This is a genomic window from Ruegeria sp. CK3, assembly GCF_056536565.1.
This window is the reverse complement of the sequence record NZ_JBQFPV010000006.1, coordinates 1-19217: the sequence shown is the minus strand read 5'-3', so window position 1 is coordinate 19217 and position 19217 is coordinate 1. Positions and strand designations below refer to the sequence as shown.

The window sequence follows — 19217 nt, the reverse complement described above, 5'->3', positions numbered from 1 at the left end:
ATTTATGCACCATTGGTTCCGCTGGGTAGTATTCGCAGGGTTATTTTGGTGTGGGCATTCTGCGCTGGCGGCGCCTGAAACCGCATTAGATTGGGCCGACCTGCCAGACCCATCTGCGCAGGTCTTCGAAGACCCCTATCGCGAGCTCAGCCCTGAACAATTCGACGATGTTCTTTACGTCGTTCGATTGCGCGGCAGGCTGCAGCAGGATGGTGGCAGCGAAGAAGAGCGGCAAAAGTGGCAAGTACTTTTGACCGAGACTGAGGATGCCTTGGCTGCTGATGGAATTGATATCGACTGGCTGCTCGATCAGCGCGAAGTTGTGATGGAACGTCGGAGAAAGGCGGGGACAAACGGAAATCCGCAATTCGATGGTCAAACAATCACACTGGCTGGTTTCGCCATTCCTGCTCCGAATGATCCAGACGGTCGGGCTGTGGCGTATTTGGTTCCGGAACGCGGGATGTGCAGTCACATGCCTCCCCCTCCGCCCAACCAGATGATCCGTGTGCGGTTGAACGGGAACTGGGCGCCCAGCTATTTTCATGAACCCGTTCGGCTGACGGGCATGCTGACCATCGATCCGTCTGTTCAGAATATGATGGTTGTGGATGGCCAGATGCCGATGAACGCGACTTTCCAGTTGGAAACGGAACGTGTCGAAACGCTCGAAACCACGGCAGACAGGCTGGAATGGAAGCAGCGTGCCGCTGATCGCATCCGTGCGGCGGGAAATCGCAAGACCGGTGGGGCAAGGGCGTCTGAATGATAAGACTTCTGGCTGCTACATTGAGTATTACCGTCGCTGGCGCTGCCTCGGCGCAAGGACTGTCCGGGCCCTCTTCGGTCGAAGCTGATCTTACCCCCGGAGATGGGCTCACCGACCCACAATACCGTTCAGATTTTCCACGCAACATCGCACCGGGTTGGTTTGAGTGGAAAGACCAACTGGCTGAGGGTGGGTTTCGGTTCAATATTGATTACCTGGCGCTGGGCCAAACCACGAATGCTGATCTGGGAACCGGCGAAGCGGCCAGCGGAATTGCGCGTTTCTACGGGAGTTGGCAGGCGACTGAACGGGGTTCCCTGACATTCAAGATCGAAGACCGGCATAGCTATACCGATGTGGCCCCGCAGTTTCTTGGGCTGGATGGCGGAGCGCTGTCGATCACCGGGACTGCCTTCAACGATAGCGGTCTGCTGCTGACCAATCTGTTCTGGACCCAAAGGGCCGAAAACGGTTCGTGGACGCTGCAATTCGGGCAGATTGATGTAACGGACTTTGTGGATATCTATGGGCTGGTCAGCCCCTATAGTGGCTTCCAAAACCTGTCCTTCAACACCAACCCAACACTTAACGCACCCAACCCAGGTCTTGGTATTGCCGGTGGGATCAAGCTGAGTGAAAACTTCTACGCTGTCGCGAGCGTTGCAGATGCAAACGCCGATCCGTCTGATCCAAACTTTGATGTGTTCAGCGACGGCAACCTCTTCAAATCGCTCGAACTTGGGTACACGTCAGGCTTTCATCGCATTTATTTCGACAATGTCCATCTGACCCTCTGGCATGCGGATGCGGCCGAAGATGGCAGCCGGGCGGAAGACTATGGCGCTGCGTTTTCTGCCGCATGGTTTGTTGACAATAAGTGGATGCCGTTCTTTCGGGCAGGGGCTTCAAAAGGGACCGCAGCGCTCTATGACCGGTCGGTTTCTGCCGGTCTGGGTTACTATGGTCGCAATACCGATCTGGCCGGTCTGGGCCTGAACTGGGCCGAGGCACGAGGCATAGATGGCGATCAATTCACTCTGGAAGCCTTCTACCGGTTTTCAATCTCACCCGGGCTGCAGATCACGCCGTCCCTGCAGTACATTTCGAACCCGCTGCCGAACCCCTCTCAGGATAGCATTACGCTGTTCGGCCTGCGAACCCGGATCGTTTTCTAGTGTGGGTCGAAAGCAGACATCAAAAGCGTTGAAATATGCAATTCTGCTGATCAAAGGGAGGATCTATCCATGCGTACCCTGTTTCTGGCTGGCACGTTGTCCGTGTTTTCCACTTTCTGCGTCGCGCAAACCTACGACGTGGTCATCCTCAACGGTCGGGTAATGGATCCGGAAACCGGGTTCGATCAGATCGCCAACGTTGGAATAAGCAATGGCTGGATCGCAGCGATTACCGACGAAGATATTGACGGCAGAGAGGCCATCGACGCGACAGGGCATGTTGTGGCGCCCGGGTTTATCGACCTTGAACAACACGGGCTGGATCCTTGGGGTATCAAGGTCAACCTTCGCGATGGCGTTACGACGCAAATGGATTTTGAGGTCGGAGCCGCGAATATCGACCAATGGTACGCTGCGCGCCAAGGCGTGACGCAGGCAAACTATGGCACAGTCGTTGGACAAGAATTCGCGCGGATGCGGGTACATGACGGCCTTGTTCTGGAAGGTGGGGACATCGACTTCCGGAACTTCTTCGCACTGCGGGCACAATCCGTGGAAGACGGTTTCGAGGGCTGGTCATCGGTTCCAAGCAACCGCGAGCAGATGAACGAAATCACCGCCCAACTGGATGAGGGGCTTCGTCTTGGAGCCCTCGGCGTGGGATCGACCATCGGCTACGCCCGCGAAGGTATCACAACCTATGAGATGTTCGAAGCACAACGGGCTGCGTCGCGTTATGGGCGGTTAACATCTGTGCACCACCGGTTTCATCCCAGTGCTTCGACGCCCACCGAAACACAGACCGGTGTTAACGAAATTCTGGTCAACGCGATGGTGCTGGGCGCGCCGTTGCACATACATCATGACAATGACTATGGATGGTGGGAAAATCAGGAAAAGCTCCAGATGGCCCGCGACCAAGGCTACAACGTCTGGTCCAGCTACTATCCCTGGACTGCGGGATCGGGAAACTACGGCGCTTCGATCATCGCCCCCGAAAACTGGGAAGGGTCGATGGGGTACAAATACGAAGACACTATCTTTGACCCCCAGCTTGATCGCTTCGTAACCAAAGACGAATTCTTGAGCTTCGCCGAGAATGAACCGGGACGGACGGCCATTGTTTTCAGCCCGCCAAGAGAGCAATGGTTGAATGATTGGATCACCATCGTGGGCTATGGCATCTCGGGCGACGGTATGGCCGGGTTGGATATCGAGGGCAACTTGATGAGTTGGGATGCCCCCTACGAAGACTATGCCGGGCATCCTCGGTCCGCAGGCAGTCATGCGCTTGTCCTGAGACTAGCTCGCGAAGCGAATGTGCCGCTGATGCTCACACTCACTCAGTTGAGTTACATACATGCGAAGCGATTGGGTGACACTGGCTTGCGTGCAATGGAGGTGCGTGGGCGTATGCAAGAAGGCATGGTCGCGGATATCACGATTTTTGATCCGGAGACTGTGACCGAAAAGGCGAACTATACCCTTGGCCAGCAAGGTCTGCCGTCAGAAGGCATTCCGTATGTGCTGGTTAACGGAACGATAGTAGTCCGGAACAGCGAAGTGCAGCGTGATGTTTATGCCGGGCAGCCGATCCGGTTTCCAATCGAAGAAAGTGGGCGTTTTGTACCGGCTGGCCGCGAGCAGATCATGGGTATCCTCACACCGGACACCGGCACGGTCCGTCCAACACTGCTTGACGATATCACAAATAATGAAGCCAGTGCCGCACCCGCCGCGCCATCAACCAACCAGTTTGCATCGGTAAAGCCAACCGACCCGTTTGATTGGTTTACGCCTCGCAACGGTTTAGATGACGGTGCCCTCTTCTTTTGCGTCGTGCATGCTCGCTTCGAGGACCCTGCGCAAGCAAAACGCGACTATGCGAAGGCTATGATGTCAAAAATGGGAGGGTCAGGCCTAATCAGTCGGAACAACGCAGAGCAAACTAATTTGTAGAGTCTTGGAGCAGTGAAAAATGAAAGCCTACTTTAGGCTGAGATCGACCATCAGCAACCAGTCAGGTTACGGCAGCTTTTCCCGCAAGGCAGCTGTTCGTAAGATCGGATCGAATGACCACTCTGAGCCTAATGTGTCAAATGCTGCGCCGAGGCCAAAAAAAACCGCTTTGCTTGACTCCAGAGACGAAACTCCTTGGCGCGCAACTCAGTCTCTCGTGGCCACTTCGCCGCATCAGAACGCTCTAGTAACGATTTGGGTCGAGATTGAACGCCCTTCCGCAAAGTCGCCTGCCAATTGCTGATAGTTCGTTTACGAATATTGCAGTCGCCCAAAGCTCCTGTGTACTAGACATCTTTTCCGTATAACAGAAGCGGAGGCGCAGCGGACATAGTTTCATGCGCAGCACAGAAAATGGCGCTAGTGGCGTAAGACCTTGATGCACTGCGAGGAAAGGATGGTGGGTGATGAGAGACTCGAACTCCCGACATCTTCGGTGTAAACGAAGCGCTCTACCAACTGAGCTAATCACCCGTGACGGTGCATGTAGCCAAGCCTGAGGGTGGGTGCAAGAGGGTTTGCACGAATTTCTTACCTTTCTTCGGGTATCGCGTCAGCGATGGCTGCCTGTTCCGCCAAAGGCATCACTGCACACCCGATTGAAGGCAAAGTCGGAAAGGCGCTTGCGCGGGGCCTGTTGCCTCCGATATCCCCAGAAGGGACCGAAACCCCTCAGGCCGGAGAGGACATGGCCCGACACTCCCCTTGCCGTTTTCTTGTGGCAGCGCTGGCGCTTGGCGCGTTTTTGCTGGCTCCGCTTCGGGCCGGGGCAGATGGGATTTTGGTGTTTGCGGCGGCCAGTCTGAAGACTGCTTTGGACGAGGTTTCGACCGCGTATCAGCGCGAAACCGGCAACGATGTCACGATTTCATATGCCGCGTCCTCGGTTCTTGCGCGTCAGTTGCAGCAAGGCGCTCCGGCTGATCTGTTCATTTCCGCGAATGAGGATTGGATGGATGTGTTGCAGAAGGATGACGTAATCAAGCCCGAAACCCGAGTCGCCCTCTTGGGCAATGGGTTGGTTCTGATCGGAGCCGCACCCCGGACGCATATTGGCGAGGTCTCGGCGGCCTATGATCTGGCCGAACATCTTGAGGGCGGCTTTCTGGCCATGGCATTGGTCGATGCCGTTCCCGCAGGGATCTACGGCAAGGCCGCGTTGCGGAGCCTCGGCCTGTGGGACGCAGTGCAGCGTCAGGTCGCGCAAACCGACAATGTGCGCGCGGCACTGGCTTTGGTCGCGACCGGAGCGGCACCGATGGGCATTGTCTACCGGACGGACGCTCAGGCTGACGTGCGGGTTGGTGTTGTTGGCAGCTTCCCAGAAGACAGCCACCCGCCCATCATATACCCGGTCGCCGAGATGTCTTTTGCCAAGCCAGAGGCGCAGGATTTTCTGACGTTTCTCCAGAGCGAATTCGCGTCAGATGTGTTCAAGGGGCAGGGGTTTTCTCTGCCTGAACGGTGAGCCTTATGGATTGGTTGGGCCCTGCCGAGATCGACGCGTTGAGATTGTCCCTGCGGGTGTCGTTCTGGGCAACGCTGGCGACTTTGCCCTTTGGGATATTCGTGGCTTATGCTTTGGCGCGCTGGCACTTTCCGGGACGGCAGGTGTTGAATGGTCTCGTGCATTTGCCCCTGATATTACCGCCCGTGGTAACCGGTTACCTGCTGCTGCTGACCTTTGGCGTTCAGGGTCCGGTCGGACGCTTTTTGGCCGAGTTCGGGATCGTTTTTGCTTTCCGGTGGACGGGCGCTGCGATGGCGGCAGGGATCATGGCGTTCCCTTTGATGGTACGGGCCATCCGTCTGTCGATCGAGGCCGTTGACCCTCGACTTGAACAAGCGGGAGCTACGCTGGGCGCCTCACGCCCTTGGGTGTTTGCGACGGTGACATTGCCGATGATCCTGCCGGGGGTCATCGCGGGGTCCATTCTGGCCTTTGCCAAGGCGATGGGCGAATTTGGGGCTACGATTACCTTTGTGTCGAACATTCCAGGCCAGACCCAAACGCTGCCATCCGCCGTCTACGCCTTCCTGCAGGTGCCGGGGGGTGAGGCAGCGGCGACCCGGTTGGTCGTCATCTCGATCATCATCGCGATGGGGGCATTGCTATTGTCGGAATATGTCGGGCGCCGTGCGGCGGCGCGGGTGGCCGGGTCATGAGCCTGTCTGTTCGTCTGCGCCACAGCCTTGCTGGGCTGGATCTGGACCTCAACTTTGAGGCTCCGCCGGGTGTGACGGTTCTATTCGGGCGTTCGGGGTCGGGCAAGACTACGGTGGTGAATGCCGTGGCGGGTCTGTTGCGACCCGAGGCCGGGCGCGTCGCCGTGGATGATTGGGTCCTGTTCGACACGGACACCAAGCTTTGGCTGCCGCCGCACAAACGCAGGCTCGGCTATATCTTTCAGGAAGGACGTCTGTTCCCTCACCTGACCGTGCGACAGAACCTGTCTTTCGGGCGCTGGTTTGCACCGCGGTGTGCAAAGCGTGAGGACCCGGACAAAGTGATTGAGATGCTGGGCATCGGTCATCTGCTCGACCGTCGCCCAGCCGGTTTGTCCGGGGGGGAGAAGCAGCGGGTCGCGATCGGACGCGCCTTGCTGGCCAGCCCACGTCTAATATTGGCCGACGAACCTCTGGCTGCGTTGGACGAAGGCCGCAAGGCCGAGATCCTGCCTTACTTTGAGCGTCTTCGGGATGAGGTCTCGGTTCCAATTCTCTATGTCACGCATTCCGCGGCCGAGGTCGCGCGGTTGGCGACCTCGGTTGTTGCGCTCCAGGATGGTAAGGTGGCGCGCCATGGTCCGGCCTCTGAAGTGCTGGCCGATCCGTCCGTGACACCTGCGGGGGTGCGCGCGGTCGGCGCGGTGCTGCAAGTGCGTGTTCGGGCCCATCATGAGGACGGTTTGACCGAGTTGGAAGCGGGTGGAGAGGCTCTGTTTCTGCCGCGTATCCCGCATCAGATCGGTGCAGAGCTTCGTATTCGTATCCCCGCGCAAGAGGTGATCCTGTCCAACAAGCCTCCAGCAGGGCTGTCGGCCCTGAATGTTTTGGAGGGCACGATCGAGACGATCCGCGCCGGGGACGGGCCAGGTGCGATTATCTCTATGGAAACTTCGGCAGGTATCGTGCTGGCGCGGATCACCCGACGCTCAGTTGCGGGGCTTGGCCTGCAACCAGGCGCGCGATGCTATGCCGTGATCAAGACAGTTGCGCTGGCGCCGCAGGATGTGGGCGGACGGATCGGCCCGACAGGTTAGAGTTAGGCCAAGGCGCGGGCCTCATGCTCGCGCAGGATCATTCGGGCGGCGCGGCCGAAGCCGATGGATTTATCCGGGGTGCGATCGGGAAAGATCGAGGCCAGCTCCTGCAGCCCATTCGAGGACAGGGAATGTAGCGCCTCGTCGCCTAGAAACAGGCTCTCTGCCAATGCGCCTTCGGCAGTCAGAATCTCATGCTGATCCAGCAGGATATGCAAGTATTCGACCGGCTGGTCTGAGGTGTCGACGAAGATACCCGGCCACGAACACAGGTGTTTTGCGGCGACCAGAACCTCGGCGGCGCCAAACAGCAGCTCGACTTTCGGTCCTTGAATCAGGACGCGATGTTGCTGCGACACCAGAAGATCGCGCGAGGGTATGTCGGGCCCAAGGCTGCCGCGCAGGATACGCACGGGCCGCAGTTCAGGGTCACGACGCAATCGCTCGGGGGGGATCGGGCTGGCCTCGATCCACCGAATAGGCTGCAGCCCGTGATCTTTGGTCTGGACCAGATCGCCGACTGTCATGGCCTCTACGAGCTCTGGTCCGGTTTCGGTTTCGATCAGCGTCCCGGCGGTAAAGCAAACGCCTTGAATGGAAATGGTGATAGTCGCCTGACCAAAGAAGAACCCGTCAGACCCCTGAATGATGAACGTGTCGGTTGCGATCTGGTTGAAGTCGAGGCTGTCAAAAAAGGTGGGATCGACCGTATAGGTCCATTCGCCGGTATCCGCGTCAATCGTGGCCGTCCCATTGGCCGGAGGGGTCGCGATTGCCCAATTGTCGACATCAAATGTTCCCGGAGTGTCGCCAAGAATGACCTGCCCGGTGGCAACGTTTGGCGGTGAGCCCGTGACATCCCCTGTCAAATCACCCGTGACCGGAACCGAGACCATGCTAGCCCTCGCCTTGTTCCAGCAAGCGTTTGAAATCCTTCTTACGATAGAGCTTCATATGGACCTCGCCCGCGGCATCCCGGCTCCATTCTACGATCCGGTTCTGACCCATGTCACCAACCAGACGATTCGTTCGAACGCGAGGGTGTGGTACTTCTGCCTTGAGAATGTCGACAATTTCATTGGTCTGCCCGAACGGCGCAACCAGATCGACGATCCAGAACGAGGACCCGCTGGTGAAATCCTTATCCTTCAAGGGCTTTTCCTGAATGGCATATCTGTTTTCAGCCTCACGGTTGAGGCCAGCAAAGGTTACGAACCCTCGGGGAAAGCCGTTCTGGCGGAAGATGTGATATTGCCCCAGCCGCAACGGCGTTTCAAAGGTATAGAGAACCTGCGCCAAACTGCGTTTCTGATGCGTTGGAGTCAGGCCCGCCAAATAGAACATCGCTCCGAAATCGGCGTATTTCTCAGGCGAGAGATCAAACCAGTCCTTTGGAAATGTTTGGCTCACAGGGACACCAGACTTGCAATAAATATCATGATGATATGCGCCGACTTGTCAGTTGCATATAGGTATTTTGATGTGTTTGCGGTCTGTTGCCGACCCCCCTCTCGACCCAACCTCCAATTGTGTTACTCTCATGGGACAGAGTTTATTTCAGGATGTTAAGATGATGCGTGTTGCCAAGCTCATTGCGGTCTCAGCCTTTGTTCTAGCACCCCAACTTGCACAGGCTGTCGGCTTCGGTGTTCGTGTGGGGCCACAAAACCGGACGCAGATAACGCCGTTGGAGGGTGGCATCTATGAGGTCAAGGCTATCGGATCATCGGCGCCCGTGAACTACTGGTGCGGGATCGGCGATTTCGCGATACGTACGCTGGGCGTACCCGGCCCAACGCGAATTTATATCTACCGTGCCTATGAGCCGGGCGTGCGCACTGTGCAATTTTCGCTGACACCACCTCCGGGCGCGGATACCGATCCGGGCTATTCCATCACGGTCAGAAAGGTCGGAGAGAATATGTCGGCGACCTCGGCACAGGCCTATTGCTTTGACAACTTCATGGATTTTGGGTTCTGAGCCTCAGACCCATTTCGCCATGGGCGGCAAGCTCATCAGCACCGCATCCGGATCGTGGCCTGTCTCAAGCCCGAACTTGGTGCCGCGGTCATAGACAAGATTGTATTCGGCATAGAGGCCCCGATGCACCAGTTGGGTGTCTTTGTCCGCGTCTGAAAAGCTCTGGACCCGGCGTTTTTCGACCAAAGGCAGGAACGCAGGCAGGAAGGCTTTGCCGATATCCTGCGTCAGGGCGAAATCCGCCTGCCAGTCATCGGTGCAGTAGTCATCCATGAAGATACCACCAACGCCGCGCGCGCGTTTGCGGTGGGGGATGTAGAAATACTCATCCGCCCAGTCTTTCAATCGCGGATAGTGGCTTGGTCCGTGCGGGTCCAGATGTGCCTTCTGGGTCGCGTGGAAATGGGCGGTATCGTCGTCATATTCGATGCAAGGGTTCAGGTCTGACCCGCCGCCGAACCACCAGGCATGTGGTGTCCAGAACATGCGCGTGTTCATGTGAACAGCGGGGGCATGTGGGTTTTGCATGTGGGCGACCAGAGAAATGCCGGAGGCCCAGAACCGAGGGTCCTCGGTCATGCCGGGGATGCCCTTGCGTGCCGCCATGGCCTGTTGTGCGCGTTCGCCCAACGTGCCGTAGACGGTTGAGACATTGACGCCGACCTTTTCGAACACGCGCCCGCCACGCATCACAGACATCAGCCCGCCGCCCGCGTCCGAGCCGTCCTCGGACTGGCGTTTGGTTTCTTTTACTTCGAAACGACCGGGAGTTGCGTCAGCAAACGGGCCGGTGTCGTGGCTGTCCTCCAGCGCTTCAAAAGCAGCAACGATATCGTCGCGCAATTGGTGGAACCAGGCTGAGGCGGTGGTCTTTTCGGTATCAAACATGGTCAATGCGCCGGAGCTGCGACGGGATCCAGCAAGGTGCGGCCGCCGTCAATTGTCAGGATCTGACCAGTGATAAACCCTGCCGCGTCCGAGGCCAGAAACTGCGCTGTTTCCGTCAGTTCGGTCGGGGCCGCGATCCGGGCCAGAGGGGTGTGTTTCTCGATGTCGTCGCGGAAATCGCGGTTTTCTTTTAGCGTTGATTGCAGCGATGCGCTCATCACCGATCCCAGCGCGATCGAGTTCACGCGGATACGGTTGGGGGCCAGTGCAACCGCCAGTGAGCGGGTCATTTGATCCAATGCTGCGGTCGAGACGGAATAGGCCATAAGATCCGGATGGGTGCGCCGCGCTGCGATTGAAGACAGGTTGATGATGGACCCCGCCGGGTTTTCCTCATCCTCGCCGGATTGTTTGATCATCCGCTTGGCCACCAATTGGCTGAGGCGCAAGGCGGGCATCAGGTTCTGGTTCAGCAAGGTCCGGACCGAGTCGTCATCGGGGTCCAGCGGGTCAGACGGGATCACCTGACGCGCGCCGTTGATCAGAATGTCGACCTGATCGAACGCATCCAGCGTGGCCGAAAGCAGGTTGGCGATGGTCAGCTTTTCGCGCAAATCACCGGCGAAATAGCGGATGTTGCCATCGTCGGCCTGCTCGCCCAATTCCTCGGCCAGCCGTTTTTCATCCATATCTGCAAAGACGACATTGGCCCCGGCATCTGCAAAATGCCGCCCGATGGCCAACCCAATCCCGTTGGCCCCGCCGGTTACAATCGCTGTCTTGCCAGCTATGGAAAAGGACATCCGAATCCTCCTGATTTGGGGCAGGTTAGCCGGGCTTAGGCCCGGGGGCGAGAGGCTTGAAACACCTTGAACCGATTGTCGCCTGCCACTTCCTGAACTTGGGCGAAGGATTCGGCCAGTGTTGCCTCATAGGGCAGGTGGCGGTTGGCAACCATCCACAGGGTGCCGTTGCGGGTCAGGTTCTTCGCGGCGGACTTGATGAAGCCCTGCCCCAACGCCGGATCGGCACTGCGTGAGGTGTGAAAGGGCGGGTTCATGATGACGGTGTCGATAGGCTCGGGCGCGGTCCAGGTCACCGCATCCGCCCAGTGAAACTGAGCACGCATATCGGGGACGTTTGCTTGCGCGCATGTCAGCGCGGCGTGATCCGCCTCAACCAGATGAAGGGCTTTGAGGCGGTCGTTATTTAATAGACCCGCCGACAGATACCCCCAACCTGCGCCCAGATCAGCCACGCGCGGGCTGATCTTGTCCGGCAAGGACTGCGCCAGAAGGGCCGATGCCGGGTCGATCCCGTCAGCGGAAAACACACCCGGAGCCGTCATGTAGCCATCGACGCTTTGCTTCTCGGGTGCTGCCCAATCGGCGAAGGCCTCGGCGTCGGCCTGAAACCAGAAGATCTTGCCATGGGCCTTGGAAATAGGGCCTTCGACGGCAACACGCTTGCGGACGTCTTTCAGAATGCTGTCGACACCGTTGGTTTTGGTCCCATCAACGACGACAGTCCCGCTGGCATAACTGCATGCCTGCTGGACAAGCGACCGGGCCAGCGCCTTGGCGCGCGGCAAGAACACAAGCGCGTCGCTGCAAGCGGCGTCAAGCACCGGTTTGGTGGCAAAGCCCTGACTAGCGAAATGATCGTGGAAAGGTTTGAACGGCTGAATCACCTGCGCCTCGCGCGGCAGGGCTGACAGGTCCTCTTCGGGGGTCGGGCCGATCACCACCAGCGGTTGCGACAGGGTCAAACCGCTGTTCAAGGCAAGATCAAGACGAGGGGACATGATAAATTCCGGGCGGCCCGGCCTGCGTTATTCTTCGCGTTCCATCGTGCATTGCAGCGGATGCTGATGCCGACGTGCGAAATCCATCACCTGGCCGACTTTGGTCTCGGCGATCTCGTGGCTGAAGACGCCAACCACCGCGACACCCTTTTTATGCACGGTCAGCATGATCTCGAACGCCTGCGCGTGGGTCATACCGAAAAAGCGCTCCAAAACATGAACGACAAACTCCATCGGGGTGTAGTCATCGTTTAGCAACAGCACTTTATACAGCGGAGGGCGCTTGGTTTTGGGTCGCGTCTGCAGCAGGACGGACGAGTCGCCGTCGTCATCCGATTTGTCAGACATCATCCAGGGGTTTTCCAGCATCGCGCGCAACTGTCCGATTCAGGCATTGGGTTTATCTGAGGGCTTATATAACGTTGACGCCGTCAGAATAAAGAGGCAGCGGACCCTTTCGGAATGGACAGTAAACTGACCACAATCGCCTTCGATGCGGACGATACGCTCTGGCATAACGAGCGGTTTTTCCAGCTGACACAGGCCCATTTCGCCCAATTGCTGGCAGACCACGCCGAACGGGACCACCTGATGGAGCGTCTGCTGGCCGCCGAAGAGCGGAATATCCAGCACTACGGCTATGGAATCAAAGGCTTTGTCCTGTCGATGATCGAAACGGCGATTGAGGTGACCGAAGATCGCGTTCCAGCGTCGGTCATCCGCCAGTTGATCGACGCGGGGCAAGAGATGCTGGCCCATCCCATCGAACTCCTGCCCCATGCGCGCGAGGCGGTCGAGGGCGTGGCCGAGACCCACCGCGTCATTCTGATCACCAAGGGTGACCTGATTGATCAGGAGCGTAAGCTGGCCCAATCGGGGTTGGGGGATTTGTTCGACGGGGTCGAGATCGTCTCAGAAAAGACGGCCGAGACCTATCGGACGATCTTTGAACAGCATGGCGATGGCCCCTCGACCGCGATGATGGTGGGCAACTCAATGCGGTCGGATGTGGTTGCGCCGATTGCCGCCGGGTGCTGGGGCGTTCATGTCCCGCATGGGTTGGTGTGGGAGGTCGAGCATGCCGAAACACCCTCTCACCATCCCCGATTCCGAGAGCTGTCGGATCTAGGCGGACTTTCGGATCTGGTGCGCGCCCTAGGCTGATGTTGCCGTTCGGCCGCAGTTCCGGAAAAAACCGCGCAACCTTTGCCTTGTTCCCGTCATCATCGCTCATCTGGTGGGTCGGTATAGGGGCTGCGCCTATATATAGAAGGTGTTCGTGCCCCTCACGATGCCGGGAAAACCCCAGCTTTTGGTTTATTTTGCCGGGGTCCTGTGTTAGCCTTGGTGATAATCAATAAATTTCATCCGACCGGGAAAACCCGGCGGAACGAGGCAGACAGAGGCAAAGATCGTGCAGAGTCGGTGGACATTCCCGGCCCGGATGGGCGTATTCCTCACAGCGTTTATGTTGGTGCTCTCTTTCGCGCCGCTCAAAGCTTTGGCCGCGCCTTACGCGGCGATGGTGATCGACGCGCGAACGGGGGAGGTCTTGCACTCACGCAACGCTGATACCCGCCTGCACCCGGCCTCACTGACCAAGATGATGACCCTCTATATCGCGTTCGAGGCAGTTCGGAACGGAGAGATCACGCTGGATACTCAGGTTCGCATCACGCGGGCGGCAGCGGCCGAGCCTCCGTCGAAGCTGGGCTTGCGGTCGGGCCAGACGATTGCGTTCCGCTACCTGATCCGCGCGGCAGCGGTGAAATCGGCCAATGATGCCGCAACGGCTATCGGGATTGCGATCAGCGGGTCCGAGGCCGCCTTTGCCCGCCGCATGACGCGCACTGCCAAAGCAATGGGGATGAGCCGCACAACCTTCAAGAACGCCCATGGCCTAACGGAATCAGGGCATATGTCTACCGCGCGTGACATGACCACGCTGGGGCGGCATCTGCTGTATGATTACCCGCAGTATTACAACCTGTTCTCGCGCCAGTCGACCAATGCTGGGATCAAGACGGTTCCCAACACCAACCGCCGCTTGTTGACCGCGTATAAAGGCGCGGATGGGATCAAGACAGGCTATACCCGCGCGGCGGGCTTCAACCTTGTGGCCTCGGCTAAGCGCAAGGATGAGCGTATCATCGCAACGGTCTTTGGTGGCAAATCGGGTGCCTCGCGGAACGCCAAAGTGGCTGAGCTGTTGGATCTCGGGTTCCGCCGCGCCCCCTCGCGCGCGCCGATCCGCCGCCCGGCGCGCCCGGCCTACGCGGGCAATGCCGGTTTGGGCGGCACGCAAGTTGCCCGTTTGACCGGCGCACCCAAGACCAGCCTGCGACCGGCGATGCGTCCAACAGCGGCGACACAGGTTGCAAGCGCGGTTGTTGACAGCGCCGATGAAAATCGCGACCGCATCAAGAACGGGATCGCTGCAGCGATTGCACAGGCTGATATCGCGCCGACGGCGCCTCCGGTCGAAAGCTCGGATACACGTCCCGCCTTGCGGCCCGACAATCTGGTTCTGGCTTCGACTCAACCGGCCGAGCAACCGGAGCCGGAACAAGAGGTCGTCACACGGCTGTCCACCTCGGGCGGGCATCTGTGGGGCGTGAATGTTGGCCGCTACACCACGCGCTATGAAGCCGAGAAGGTGCTGCTGAAAACCGCTCTGTCCGAGATGACAGCGCTGGACGGCACGTTGCGCAAGGTCAATCAAAGCTCCAAAGGTTTCGAGGCCACGTTCCAGGGCATGACTCGCGAACAGGCCGATCTGGCATGCCGCCGCCTTCAAGCGCGCAATGTCACCTGTTTCATGATCGGGCCGTCATAAGACCCGACATATACTCTCCTGATGGGTCTGGGCTGCGAAACCTCGCAGCCCTTTTTTCATGAAACCAGCTCAGTCGAACACATGGCCGTGCTCGTATTGTTCATCCTGCCCGGCGGCGGCGGTCAGGGCCGCGACGTTGTCCTTGGTGAAGAACCCGTCGTAGTGGTGGCACCGTTCGATATACTCGGTGATCAGCAGCGTATTCTTCGAGTGCTTCGAGAAGATCTGTTTCAGGTTGGGATCGTCTTTGCATTCCCCCACCACATGGGCGAGGAACGGAACACCCTTGTTTTTGAGCGTATTGACGACGAAATCCACGTTCTTTTCGCCCGCGCCGTGGTCACCGTCCTGAATCTCAACCGCCATGTGATGCAGGCGGCGGCCGAAATTGCGCACGAAATCCTCGGTCGGCATGGGCAGTTTGGCAAATGAGTTTACGAAGGACGGCGTGTTGTTTGCCGTAAACACCTTGGCCGGGGATTTCTTGTCGTCATCCACATTGGCGTTGCGATTCACATTGGTCGACGAATTCATGTCGAAGATGTTGTAAGCCCCCCAGAAGTAATAGGGCACCATCGTCAGAAACTCGAGGATCGCATCCTCGCGCTCTCCGGCCAGAACCCGCGTGGCGAGGTGGTCGATCCCCAGCATCAGCGGCGCGATGTTCGAGGCGGTGCCGAAGGCCGCAGCCTCTTCCAATCTAGCTTTCTCGGTATCGCTCAGCAAAACGCGGTCGCCGAGGCCCAGACTGTCGGGGTCGTTGAAATCCAGGGTGGAATAGCCAACGCGGTTGCAGGTAAAATCCGACGGTGTGGTAAAGCGAAATCCATCCAGCGTGTAGAACGGGTTTTCCGTATCACCTGAATATTCAAACCGGATGTTCTGCTCTTCGAGAGTTTTGCTTAGCTCTTTCAGATTGCAGGCGGCAAAAACCTCACCCACATACCGCGTTTGCGGGGTCGGGCGGGCCAGAGGGTACATCCGGTTGATGCGGGGGATGAAGTCCTCGAAACTGTCGCTCAGCGGGGCCATCAGGATCAGCGCCGGATAGTCGGGATGCGAATGCAGGACCGCGAACTTGTGTGTCTGTCCTAGGTAACTGGCCGAGTGGCGGTAGGGGGTCATCACATAAAGCTCGACCATCGTATCGAAAAGTGCCGTGGATTCGACCTGGATGACAATCGCGCGCATCGGCCCGACCTGATCCGCGACGCCCGAGCTGGTCCTGCGCTCGTAGATCATAGGAAGGTATTCGTGAAAGAAGTCCGAGTTCTTTTTGTCACCTCGGGGTGTGTAAGACATCAGATCGAAAGACATGTACGCCTCCTTGCCGGGGATCTGGCGGCGAGCGCGGGGCCAGCCAATAGCGTTGCTAGAAATACGGTATTCAGAACATGCACTTGCGGGCATGCTATGCGCTGAACTGAATTCAGGCAACAGCCATAGGCTAGGGACCCAGGATTACGGGCTGATGTCTATCGGGTGAACTTTGTCACCTCGACCCCGCCTTCGATCAGGTTTTCCCGGACCGACCGGGCGATCTGTACGGCAGTTGCGCCGTCCCCATGCAGGCAGATCGTGTCGATGGACGTCTCCAGCCGTTTGCCGGATTCGGTGATGATGGCCCCTTCGCGCACCATGTTCAGGATGCGAGGGCCGGCAATCTCAGGGTCGTGGATCACTGCGCCGGGCAGGCTGCGATCCACCAAAGTGCCATCGTCATTGTAGGCCCGGTCGGCGAAGATCTCGCCCACCCATTTGCAGCCAAGCTCTCGCACGGCCTCTTCCTGTTTCGTAACCGCCAGCACCATGATGATGATGTCCGGATCAACATCCAGCGCACCTTGGTAACAGGCCCGCGCCATGTCGAAGTCGACCGAACACATATTGGCCAAAGCCCCGTGCAGTTTCAGATGCCGCACCTTTGTGCCAGTGGCTGCGGCCATACCCAAAGCCGCGCCCAGCTGATAGCGCACCAGATTGCGCAGGCTGTCATGGGGCACTTTCATATTGCGCCGCCCAAATCCCTGTAGGTCAGGAAAGCCGGGATGCGCCCCGATGCCCACATCATTCTCAGCGGCCAATGTCATGGTCTTGGCCATTACATCCCAGTCGCCTGCATGAAATCCGCAGGCGATATTGGCGGATGTTATGATCTTCAGCAGGCTTTCGTCATCGCCCATCTTCCAGGGGCCAAAGCTCTCGCCCATATCGGCGTTCAGATCCACGCGCGGCATCAGATAGTCTCCTTAGTCGGTGGCAGAGATCACTCCGCCGATCAATTGGTAGGACAACAGGTCCGGGATGTCATGAGGGTCGCGGACCAGAGGTTCCACGCGGCCCGGAAGGCGCGCAAGATCCGCGCGAAATGCGGCATCAATCTCTACAGCCTGTTCCAGAGTCACGAATTCAAACCGAACCGTCCCGCCCGCCGAGGTCTGCGCCGCTTTTGGCATGTCGCAGGGCAAGACGGTTGCAATCCGGGGGTAGCCTCCGGTCGTCTGGCATTCGGGCAGCAGGATGAAAGGGTTGCCGGTGCCAGTCATCTGAATGTCGCCGGGCGTTATCACCTCGGACAGGATATTGAGCTGATCTTTAGCCGCAAAGCCCGGTCCGTTGCTTTCCAGCTGCATCCCCATCCGATTTGCCCGCGCGCCACGCGTGAACTCTGTCTGCGCAAAGCGATCCAGCGTTTCATCATCGAACAACGCGGTTTGAAAACTGGCGACGACGCGAAGGCTGCCGCCATTGAACCGGTCCGAAGGGGACAGCTTCATTCTGCCATCGCCAGCAGTCTTCCCTGCGGGCAACACATCGCCCACCGCAACGGCGCGGCCGATCTTGGCTGTCAGATGTGTCGCGCGCGAGCCGAGGAACAGCTCGGTCTCAATGCCACCATCCAAATGCAGGTAGCCGTAGTTGCCCTGCACGGTTGCACCGATCGTCAGCGTTTGCCCTAGCTCAAGAACGTGGGACGCATTCCAGACGATCGGGGAGCCGTCGATGCTCGCCTGCATCGTCGCACCGGTCAGAGCGATCCTTGTGCGTTGCGTCACTTCGAACGTGCCACCCATGCCTGCCATTTCCAGCGCGGCTAGATCGGGACTTTGTCCCAGCAAGGCTGCGCCCTCATGCAGCGCCAGAATATCTGCCGCTCCGGAACGAGAGAGACCCTGATCCAAATAGCCGATACGCCCCTGATCCTGAACCGTACAAGCCGGACCAATGCGGTGAACCAACAGGGTCATCAGGCGAGCTCCTGGCAGGTTGCGCCACCAAGGCCGTCGTCATTATTGGCGCGGATCGCCTCAAGTTCTTCACGCGAGACAGAGGTGAACTGAAGCTCATCACCGGGCCGCAGGGTAAATGCTTGATACTTGTCAGGCTGAAAGCACCGGAACGCCGTTTGGCCAACATGCCTCCACCCGGTCGGGGTCGGGCCGGAGAACAGCACAAACTGTGAGATCGCCAAAACGAGAGCGCCCTCGGGCACCATGGGCGTCAGCTCCTGCAGGCGCGGTATGTTGAACTCGGGCCCCAGCGGCCCGAGATAGGGTTGCCCCGGCGCAAAACCGATGGTCAGCACACGCACTTGTGTCTGACTAAGCCGCCGGACAGCCTCGGCCGGGTCCAGCCCAGCAACACGCGCGGCGTCCTCCAGTTGTGGGGCAAGGTCTGTGCCATATACGGTTGGCACCCGCCACAGTCTTCGACCGTGTGGCAGAGGGGCAGAATACCAGTTTTGTTGGTTCAGGATCTGCTGCAGTTGGCTTGTGATCTCGAGATGTGAAACCACCTGAGGGTCAAAGCGAACATATGCAGACCCCAGAGAGGCCGATGTCTCTATAAGCCCATGCAGCGCTAAGCTGTCCACCTGCGCCCGAAACGCCAAGGCCGCGCGGTTTGCGGCCTCATCCATCTTGTCTGCAAATGTCACCAAAGCCCCGTCGAGCCCGACGGTGCGCACCAGTGGGTAGGAAATACCTTCAGTCATAGGTAGGCCGAGATTGGATCGTGTCTTGTCATTCGGGAACCAGACCGCATCCCAATGAAATGCGCAAGTAGAGGAAAGAGTGATCCACACCGACGCGCAAAACGGAGTTTTTGAAGCCTGTCACCGGATTCGACTCGCGGGCGCGAGTCGGGCTTTATTGTATCCGTGGGTTAACTTGGCCCAAGATGTTGTGGTTTGCCATTGTGGGGTTCCGGTCGGGCTATGGTGTTCCCATGTTAGTGCGTCTGTTTCTTGCTGAATTGGCGCCCGAAGACATTTATTAATACATTGATTTTATGTCTAAAAATAAGAAAACGCAAAAAAATACGCCGATATGTAATTTTCCGCTTGCGGCCTTCTGCGCTAAACCTTAGAACCCCCTTCACCGGCGCTGCTGAGGCGCTGGTGACACACCGGCGAGACGGTGAGACGCACTGGAGAGACGGTGGAGACGCTCAGGATAGACTGGGGGCATCTGAGGTTGAGTT

General features: G+C 58.3%; 19 protein-coding genes and 1 tRNA gene. 9 read left to right on the top strand and 11 right to left on the bottom strand.

Features of this window, described 5'->3' with window-relative positions; genetic code table 11:
* Positions 1-4: 4 nt before the first annotated feature.
* The 3 genes from ACR0C3_RS09470 (at position 5) to ACR0C3_RS09460 (ending at position 3903) form a co-directional block, all read left to right on the top strand.
* Positions 5-769, top strand: coding sequence for a DUF3299 domain-containing protein (locus tag ACR0C3_RS09470; protein WP_480758194.1), 765 nt, complete (start codon positions 5-7; stop codon positions 767-769).
* Positions 766-1944 (top strand): carbohydrate porin, encoded by a 1179-nt coding sequence (locus ACR0C3_RS09465; RefSeq protein WP_480758193.1) that lies wholly within the window; start codon positions 766-768, stop codon positions 1942-1944. Before ACR0C3_RS09470 ends, ACR0C3_RS09465 begins: the two co-directional genes overlap by 4 nt.
* Before the next feature lie 69 nt (positions 1945-2013).
* Positions 2014-3903: an amidohydrolase family protein gene (locus tag ACR0C3_RS09460; protein ID WP_480758192.1), complete on the top strand. Its 1890-nt coding sequence runs from the start codon at positions 2014-2016 to the stop codon at positions 3901-3903.
* Positions 3904-4361: 458 nt separating this feature from the next.
* On the opposite strand, the gene ACR0C3_RS09455 is transcribed toward ACR0C3_RS09460, so the two are convergent.
* Positions 4362-4437: transfer RNA gene (locus tag ACR0C3_RS09455), tRNA-Val, on the bottom strand.
* A 214-nt stretch (positions 4438-4651) separates the two neighbouring features.
* On the opposite strand from ACR0C3_RS09455, the gene modA reads away from it, so the two are divergent.
* From modA to modC, 3 genes are read left to right on the top strand one after another with little or no spacing between them, the layout of a single operon-like run.
* Entirely contained in the window at positions 4652-5431 is a 780-nt protein-coding gene (modA, locus tag ACR0C3_RS09450; RefSeq protein ID WP_480758484.1) for a molybdate ABC transporter substrate-binding protein, read from the top strand.
* Positions 5432-5436: 5 nt separating this feature from the next.
* Positions 5437-6129 (top strand): molybdate ABC transporter permease subunit, encoded by a 693-nt coding sequence (gene modB / locus ACR0C3_RS09445; protein ID WP_480758191.1) that lies wholly within the window; start codon positions 5437-5439, stop codon positions 6127-6129.
* Positions 6126-7226 carry a molybdenum ABC transporter ATP-binding protein gene (gene modC, locus ACR0C3_RS09440; protein ID WP_480758190.1) on the top strand — a complete coding sequence of 367 codons (1101 nt, stop codon included), beginning with the start codon at positions 6126-6128 and terminating at the stop codon, positions 7224-7226. Before modB ends, modC begins: the two co-directional genes overlap by 4 nt.
* 2 nt (positions 7227-7228) lie before the next feature.
* On the opposite strand, the gene ACR0C3_RS09435 is transcribed toward modC, so the two are convergent.
* Positions 7229-8122: a Hint domain-containing protein gene (locus ACR0C3_RS09435; protein WP_480758189.1), complete on the bottom strand. Its 894-nt coding sequence runs from the start codon at positions 8120-8122 to the stop codon at positions 7229-7231.
* Position 8123: 1 nt separating this feature from the next.
* A complete protein-coding gene (locus ACR0C3_RS09430; RefSeq protein WP_480758188.1) occupies positions 8124-8636 on the bottom strand; it encodes a toxin-activating lysine-acyltransferase in 513 nt (170 codons plus the stop codon).
* A 160-nt stretch (positions 8637-8796) separates the two neighbouring features.
* On the opposite strand from ACR0C3_RS09430, the gene ACR0C3_RS09425 reads away from it, so the two are divergent.
* Positions 8797-9207 (top strand): hypothetical protein, encoded by a 411-nt coding sequence (locus tag ACR0C3_RS09425; RefSeq protein ID WP_480693463.1) that lies wholly within the window; start codon positions 8797-8799, stop codon positions 9205-9207.
* A gap of 3 nt (positions 9208-9210) precedes the next feature.
* Here ACR0C3_RS09425 and hemF read toward each other — a convergent pair whose 3' ends face one another.
* The 4 genes from hemF to clpS are packed head-to-tail and all read right to left on the bottom strand — an operon-like array spanning position 9211 to position 12268.
* Positions 9211-10095 (bottom strand): oxygen-dependent coproporphyrinogen oxidase, encoded by an 885-nt coding sequence (gene hemF, locus ACR0C3_RS09420; RefSeq protein WP_480758187.1) that lies wholly within the window; start codon positions 10093-10095, stop codon positions 9211-9213.
* 2 nt (positions 10096-10097) lie between these two features.
* Positions 10098-10898: an SDR family NAD(P)-dependent oxidoreductase gene (locus ACR0C3_RS09415; protein WP_170378722.1), complete on the bottom strand. Its 801-nt coding sequence runs from the start codon at positions 10896-10898 to the stop codon at positions 10098-10100.
* Between the two features lie 35 nt (positions 10899-10933).
* Positions 10934-11899, bottom strand: a complete 966-nt coding sequence (locus tag ACR0C3_RS09410; protein WP_475220501.1) for a class I SAM-dependent methyltransferase — start codon at positions 11897-11899, stop codon at positions 10934-10936.
* A gap of 27 nt (positions 11900-11926) precedes the next feature.
* Complete coding sequence (gene clpS, locus ACR0C3_RS09405) at positions 11927-12268, bottom strand: ATP-dependent Clp protease adapter ClpS (RefSeq protein ID WP_170378718.1); 342 nt, start codon at positions 12266-12268, stop codon at positions 11927-11929.
* A gap of 93 nt (positions 12269-12361) precedes the next feature.
* Here clpS and ACR0C3_RS09400 point away from each other — a divergent pair, with 93 nt between their 5' ends.
* Positions 12362-13063: an HAD family hydrolase gene (locus ACR0C3_RS09400; RefSeq protein ID WP_480758186.1), complete on the top strand. Its 702-nt coding sequence runs from the start codon at positions 12362-12364 to the stop codon at positions 13061-13063.
* A 280-nt stretch (positions 13064-13343) separates the two neighbouring features.
* Positions 13344-14735 carry a D-alanyl-D-alanine carboxypeptidase family protein gene (locus ACR0C3_RS09395; protein ID WP_480758185.1) on the top strand — a complete coding sequence of 464 codons (1392 nt, stop codon included), beginning with the start codon at positions 13344-13346 and terminating at the stop codon, positions 14733-14735.
* A 69-nt stretch (positions 14736-14804) separates the two neighbouring features.
* On the opposite strand, the gene ACR0C3_RS09390 is transcribed toward ACR0C3_RS09395, so the two are convergent.
* The 4 genes from ACR0C3_RS09390 to ACR0C3_RS09375 all read right to left on the bottom strand — a co-directional run bounded on the left by ACR0C3_RS09390 (position 14805) and on the right by ACR0C3_RS09375 (position 18729).
* Positions 14805-16052 (bottom strand): hypothetical protein, encoded by a 1248-nt coding sequence (locus tag ACR0C3_RS09390; RefSeq protein ID WP_480758184.1) that lies wholly within the window; start codon positions 16050-16052, stop codon positions 14805-14807.
* Between the two features lie 158 nt (positions 16053-16210).
* The gene (locus tag ACR0C3_RS09385) at positions 16211-16972 is read right to left on the bottom strand and encodes a LamB/YcsF family protein (protein WP_480758183.1); all 762 of its coding nucleotides are present in this window, start codon (positions 16970-16972) and stop codon (positions 16211-16213) included.
* A 12-nt stretch (positions 16973-16984) separates the two neighbouring features.
* Positions 16985-17983: a 5-oxoprolinase subunit C family protein gene (locus tag ACR0C3_RS09380; protein WP_480758182.1), complete on the bottom strand. Its 999-nt coding sequence runs from the start codon at positions 17981-17983 to the stop codon at positions 16985-16987.
* On the bottom strand, positions 17983-18729 hold the full coding sequence (locus tag ACR0C3_RS09375; protein WP_480758181.1) for a 5-oxoprolinase subunit B family protein: 747 nt from the start codon (positions 18727-18729) through the stop codon (positions 17983-17985). Before ACR0C3_RS09375 ends, ACR0C3_RS09380 begins: the two co-directional genes overlap by 1 nt.
* Between the last annotated feature and the right edge of the window lie 488 nt (positions 18730-19217).

What these genes read in the sequence shown, in the direction of transcription:
- ACR0C3_RS09390 (WP_480758184.1), bottom strand. Translation starts at nt 16,052, where the DNA reads ATGTCTTTCGATCTGATGTCTTACACACCCCGAGGTGACAAAAAGAAC.
- ACR0C3_RS09380 (WP_480758182.1), bottom strand. Translation starts at nt 17,983, where the DNA reads ATGACCCTGTTGGTTCACCGCATTGGTCCGGCTTGTACGGTTCAGGAT.
- ACR0C3_RS09415 (WP_170378722.1), bottom strand. Translation starts at nt 10,898, where the DNA reads ATGTCCTTTTCCATAGCTGGCAAGACAGCGATTGTAACCGGCGGGGCC.
- ACR0C3_RS09435 (WP_480758189.1), bottom strand. Translation starts at nt 8,122, where the DNA reads ATGGTCTCGGTTCCGGTCACGGGTGATTTGACAGGGGATGTCACGGGC.
- ACR0C3_RS09460 (WP_480758192.1), top strand. Translation starts at nt 2,014, where the DNA reads ATGCGTACCCTGTTTCTGGCTGGCACGTTGTCCGTGTTTTCCACTTTC.
- modC (WP_480758190.1), top strand. Translation starts at nt 6,126, where the DNA reads ATGAGCCTGTCTGTTCGTCTGCGCCACAGCCTTGCTGGGCTGGATCTG.
- ACR0C3_RS09425 (WP_480693463.1), top strand. Translation starts at nt 8,797, where the DNA reads ATGATGCGTGTTGCCAAGCTCATTGCGGTCTCAGCCTTTGTTCTAGCA.
- ACR0C3_RS09400 (WP_480758186.1), top strand. Translation starts at nt 12,362, where the DNA reads ATGGACAGTAAACTGACCACAATCGCCTTCGATGCGGACGATACGCTC.
- modA (WP_480758484.1), top strand. Translation starts at nt 4,652, where the DNA reads ATGGCCCGACACTCCCCTTGCCGTTTTCTTGTGGCAGCGCTGGCGCTT.
- ACR0C3_RS09410 (WP_475220501.1), bottom strand. Translation starts at nt 11,899, where the DNA reads ATGTCCCCTCGTCTTGATCTTGCCTTGAACAGCGGTTTGACCCTGTCG.
- ACR0C3_RS09470 (WP_480758194.1), top strand. Translation starts at nt 5, where the DNA reads ATGCACCATTGGTTCCGCTGGGTAGTATTCGCAGGGTTATTTTGGTGT.
- ACR0C3_RS09465 (WP_480758193.1), top strand. Translation starts at nt 766, where the DNA reads ATGATAAGACTTCTGGCTGCTACATTGAGTATTACCGTCGCTGGCGCT.
- ACR0C3_RS09385 (WP_480758183.1), bottom strand. Translation starts at nt 16,972, where the DNA reads ATGCCGCGCGTGGATCTGAACGCCGATATGGGCGAGAGCTTTGGCCCC.
- ACR0C3_RS09395 (WP_480758185.1), top strand. Translation starts at nt 13,344, where the DNA reads ATGGGCGTATTCCTCACAGCGTTTATGTTGGTGCTCTCTTTCGCGCCG.
- clpS (WP_170378718.1), bottom strand. Translation starts at nt 12,268, where the DNA reads ATGCTGGAAAACCCCTGGATGATGTCTGACAAATCGGATGACGACGGC.
- hemF (WP_480758187.1), bottom strand. Translation starts at nt 10,095, where the DNA reads ATGTTTGATACCGAAAAGACCACCGCCTCAGCCTGGTTCCACCAATTG.
- ACR0C3_RS09375 (WP_480758181.1), bottom strand. Translation starts at nt 18,729, where the DNA reads ATGACTGAAGGTATTTCCTACCCACTGGTGCGCACCGTCGGGCTCGAC.
- modB (WP_480758191.1), top strand. Translation starts at nt 5,437, where the DNA reads ATGGATTGGTTGGGCCCTGCCGAGATCGACGCGTTGAGATTGTCCCTG.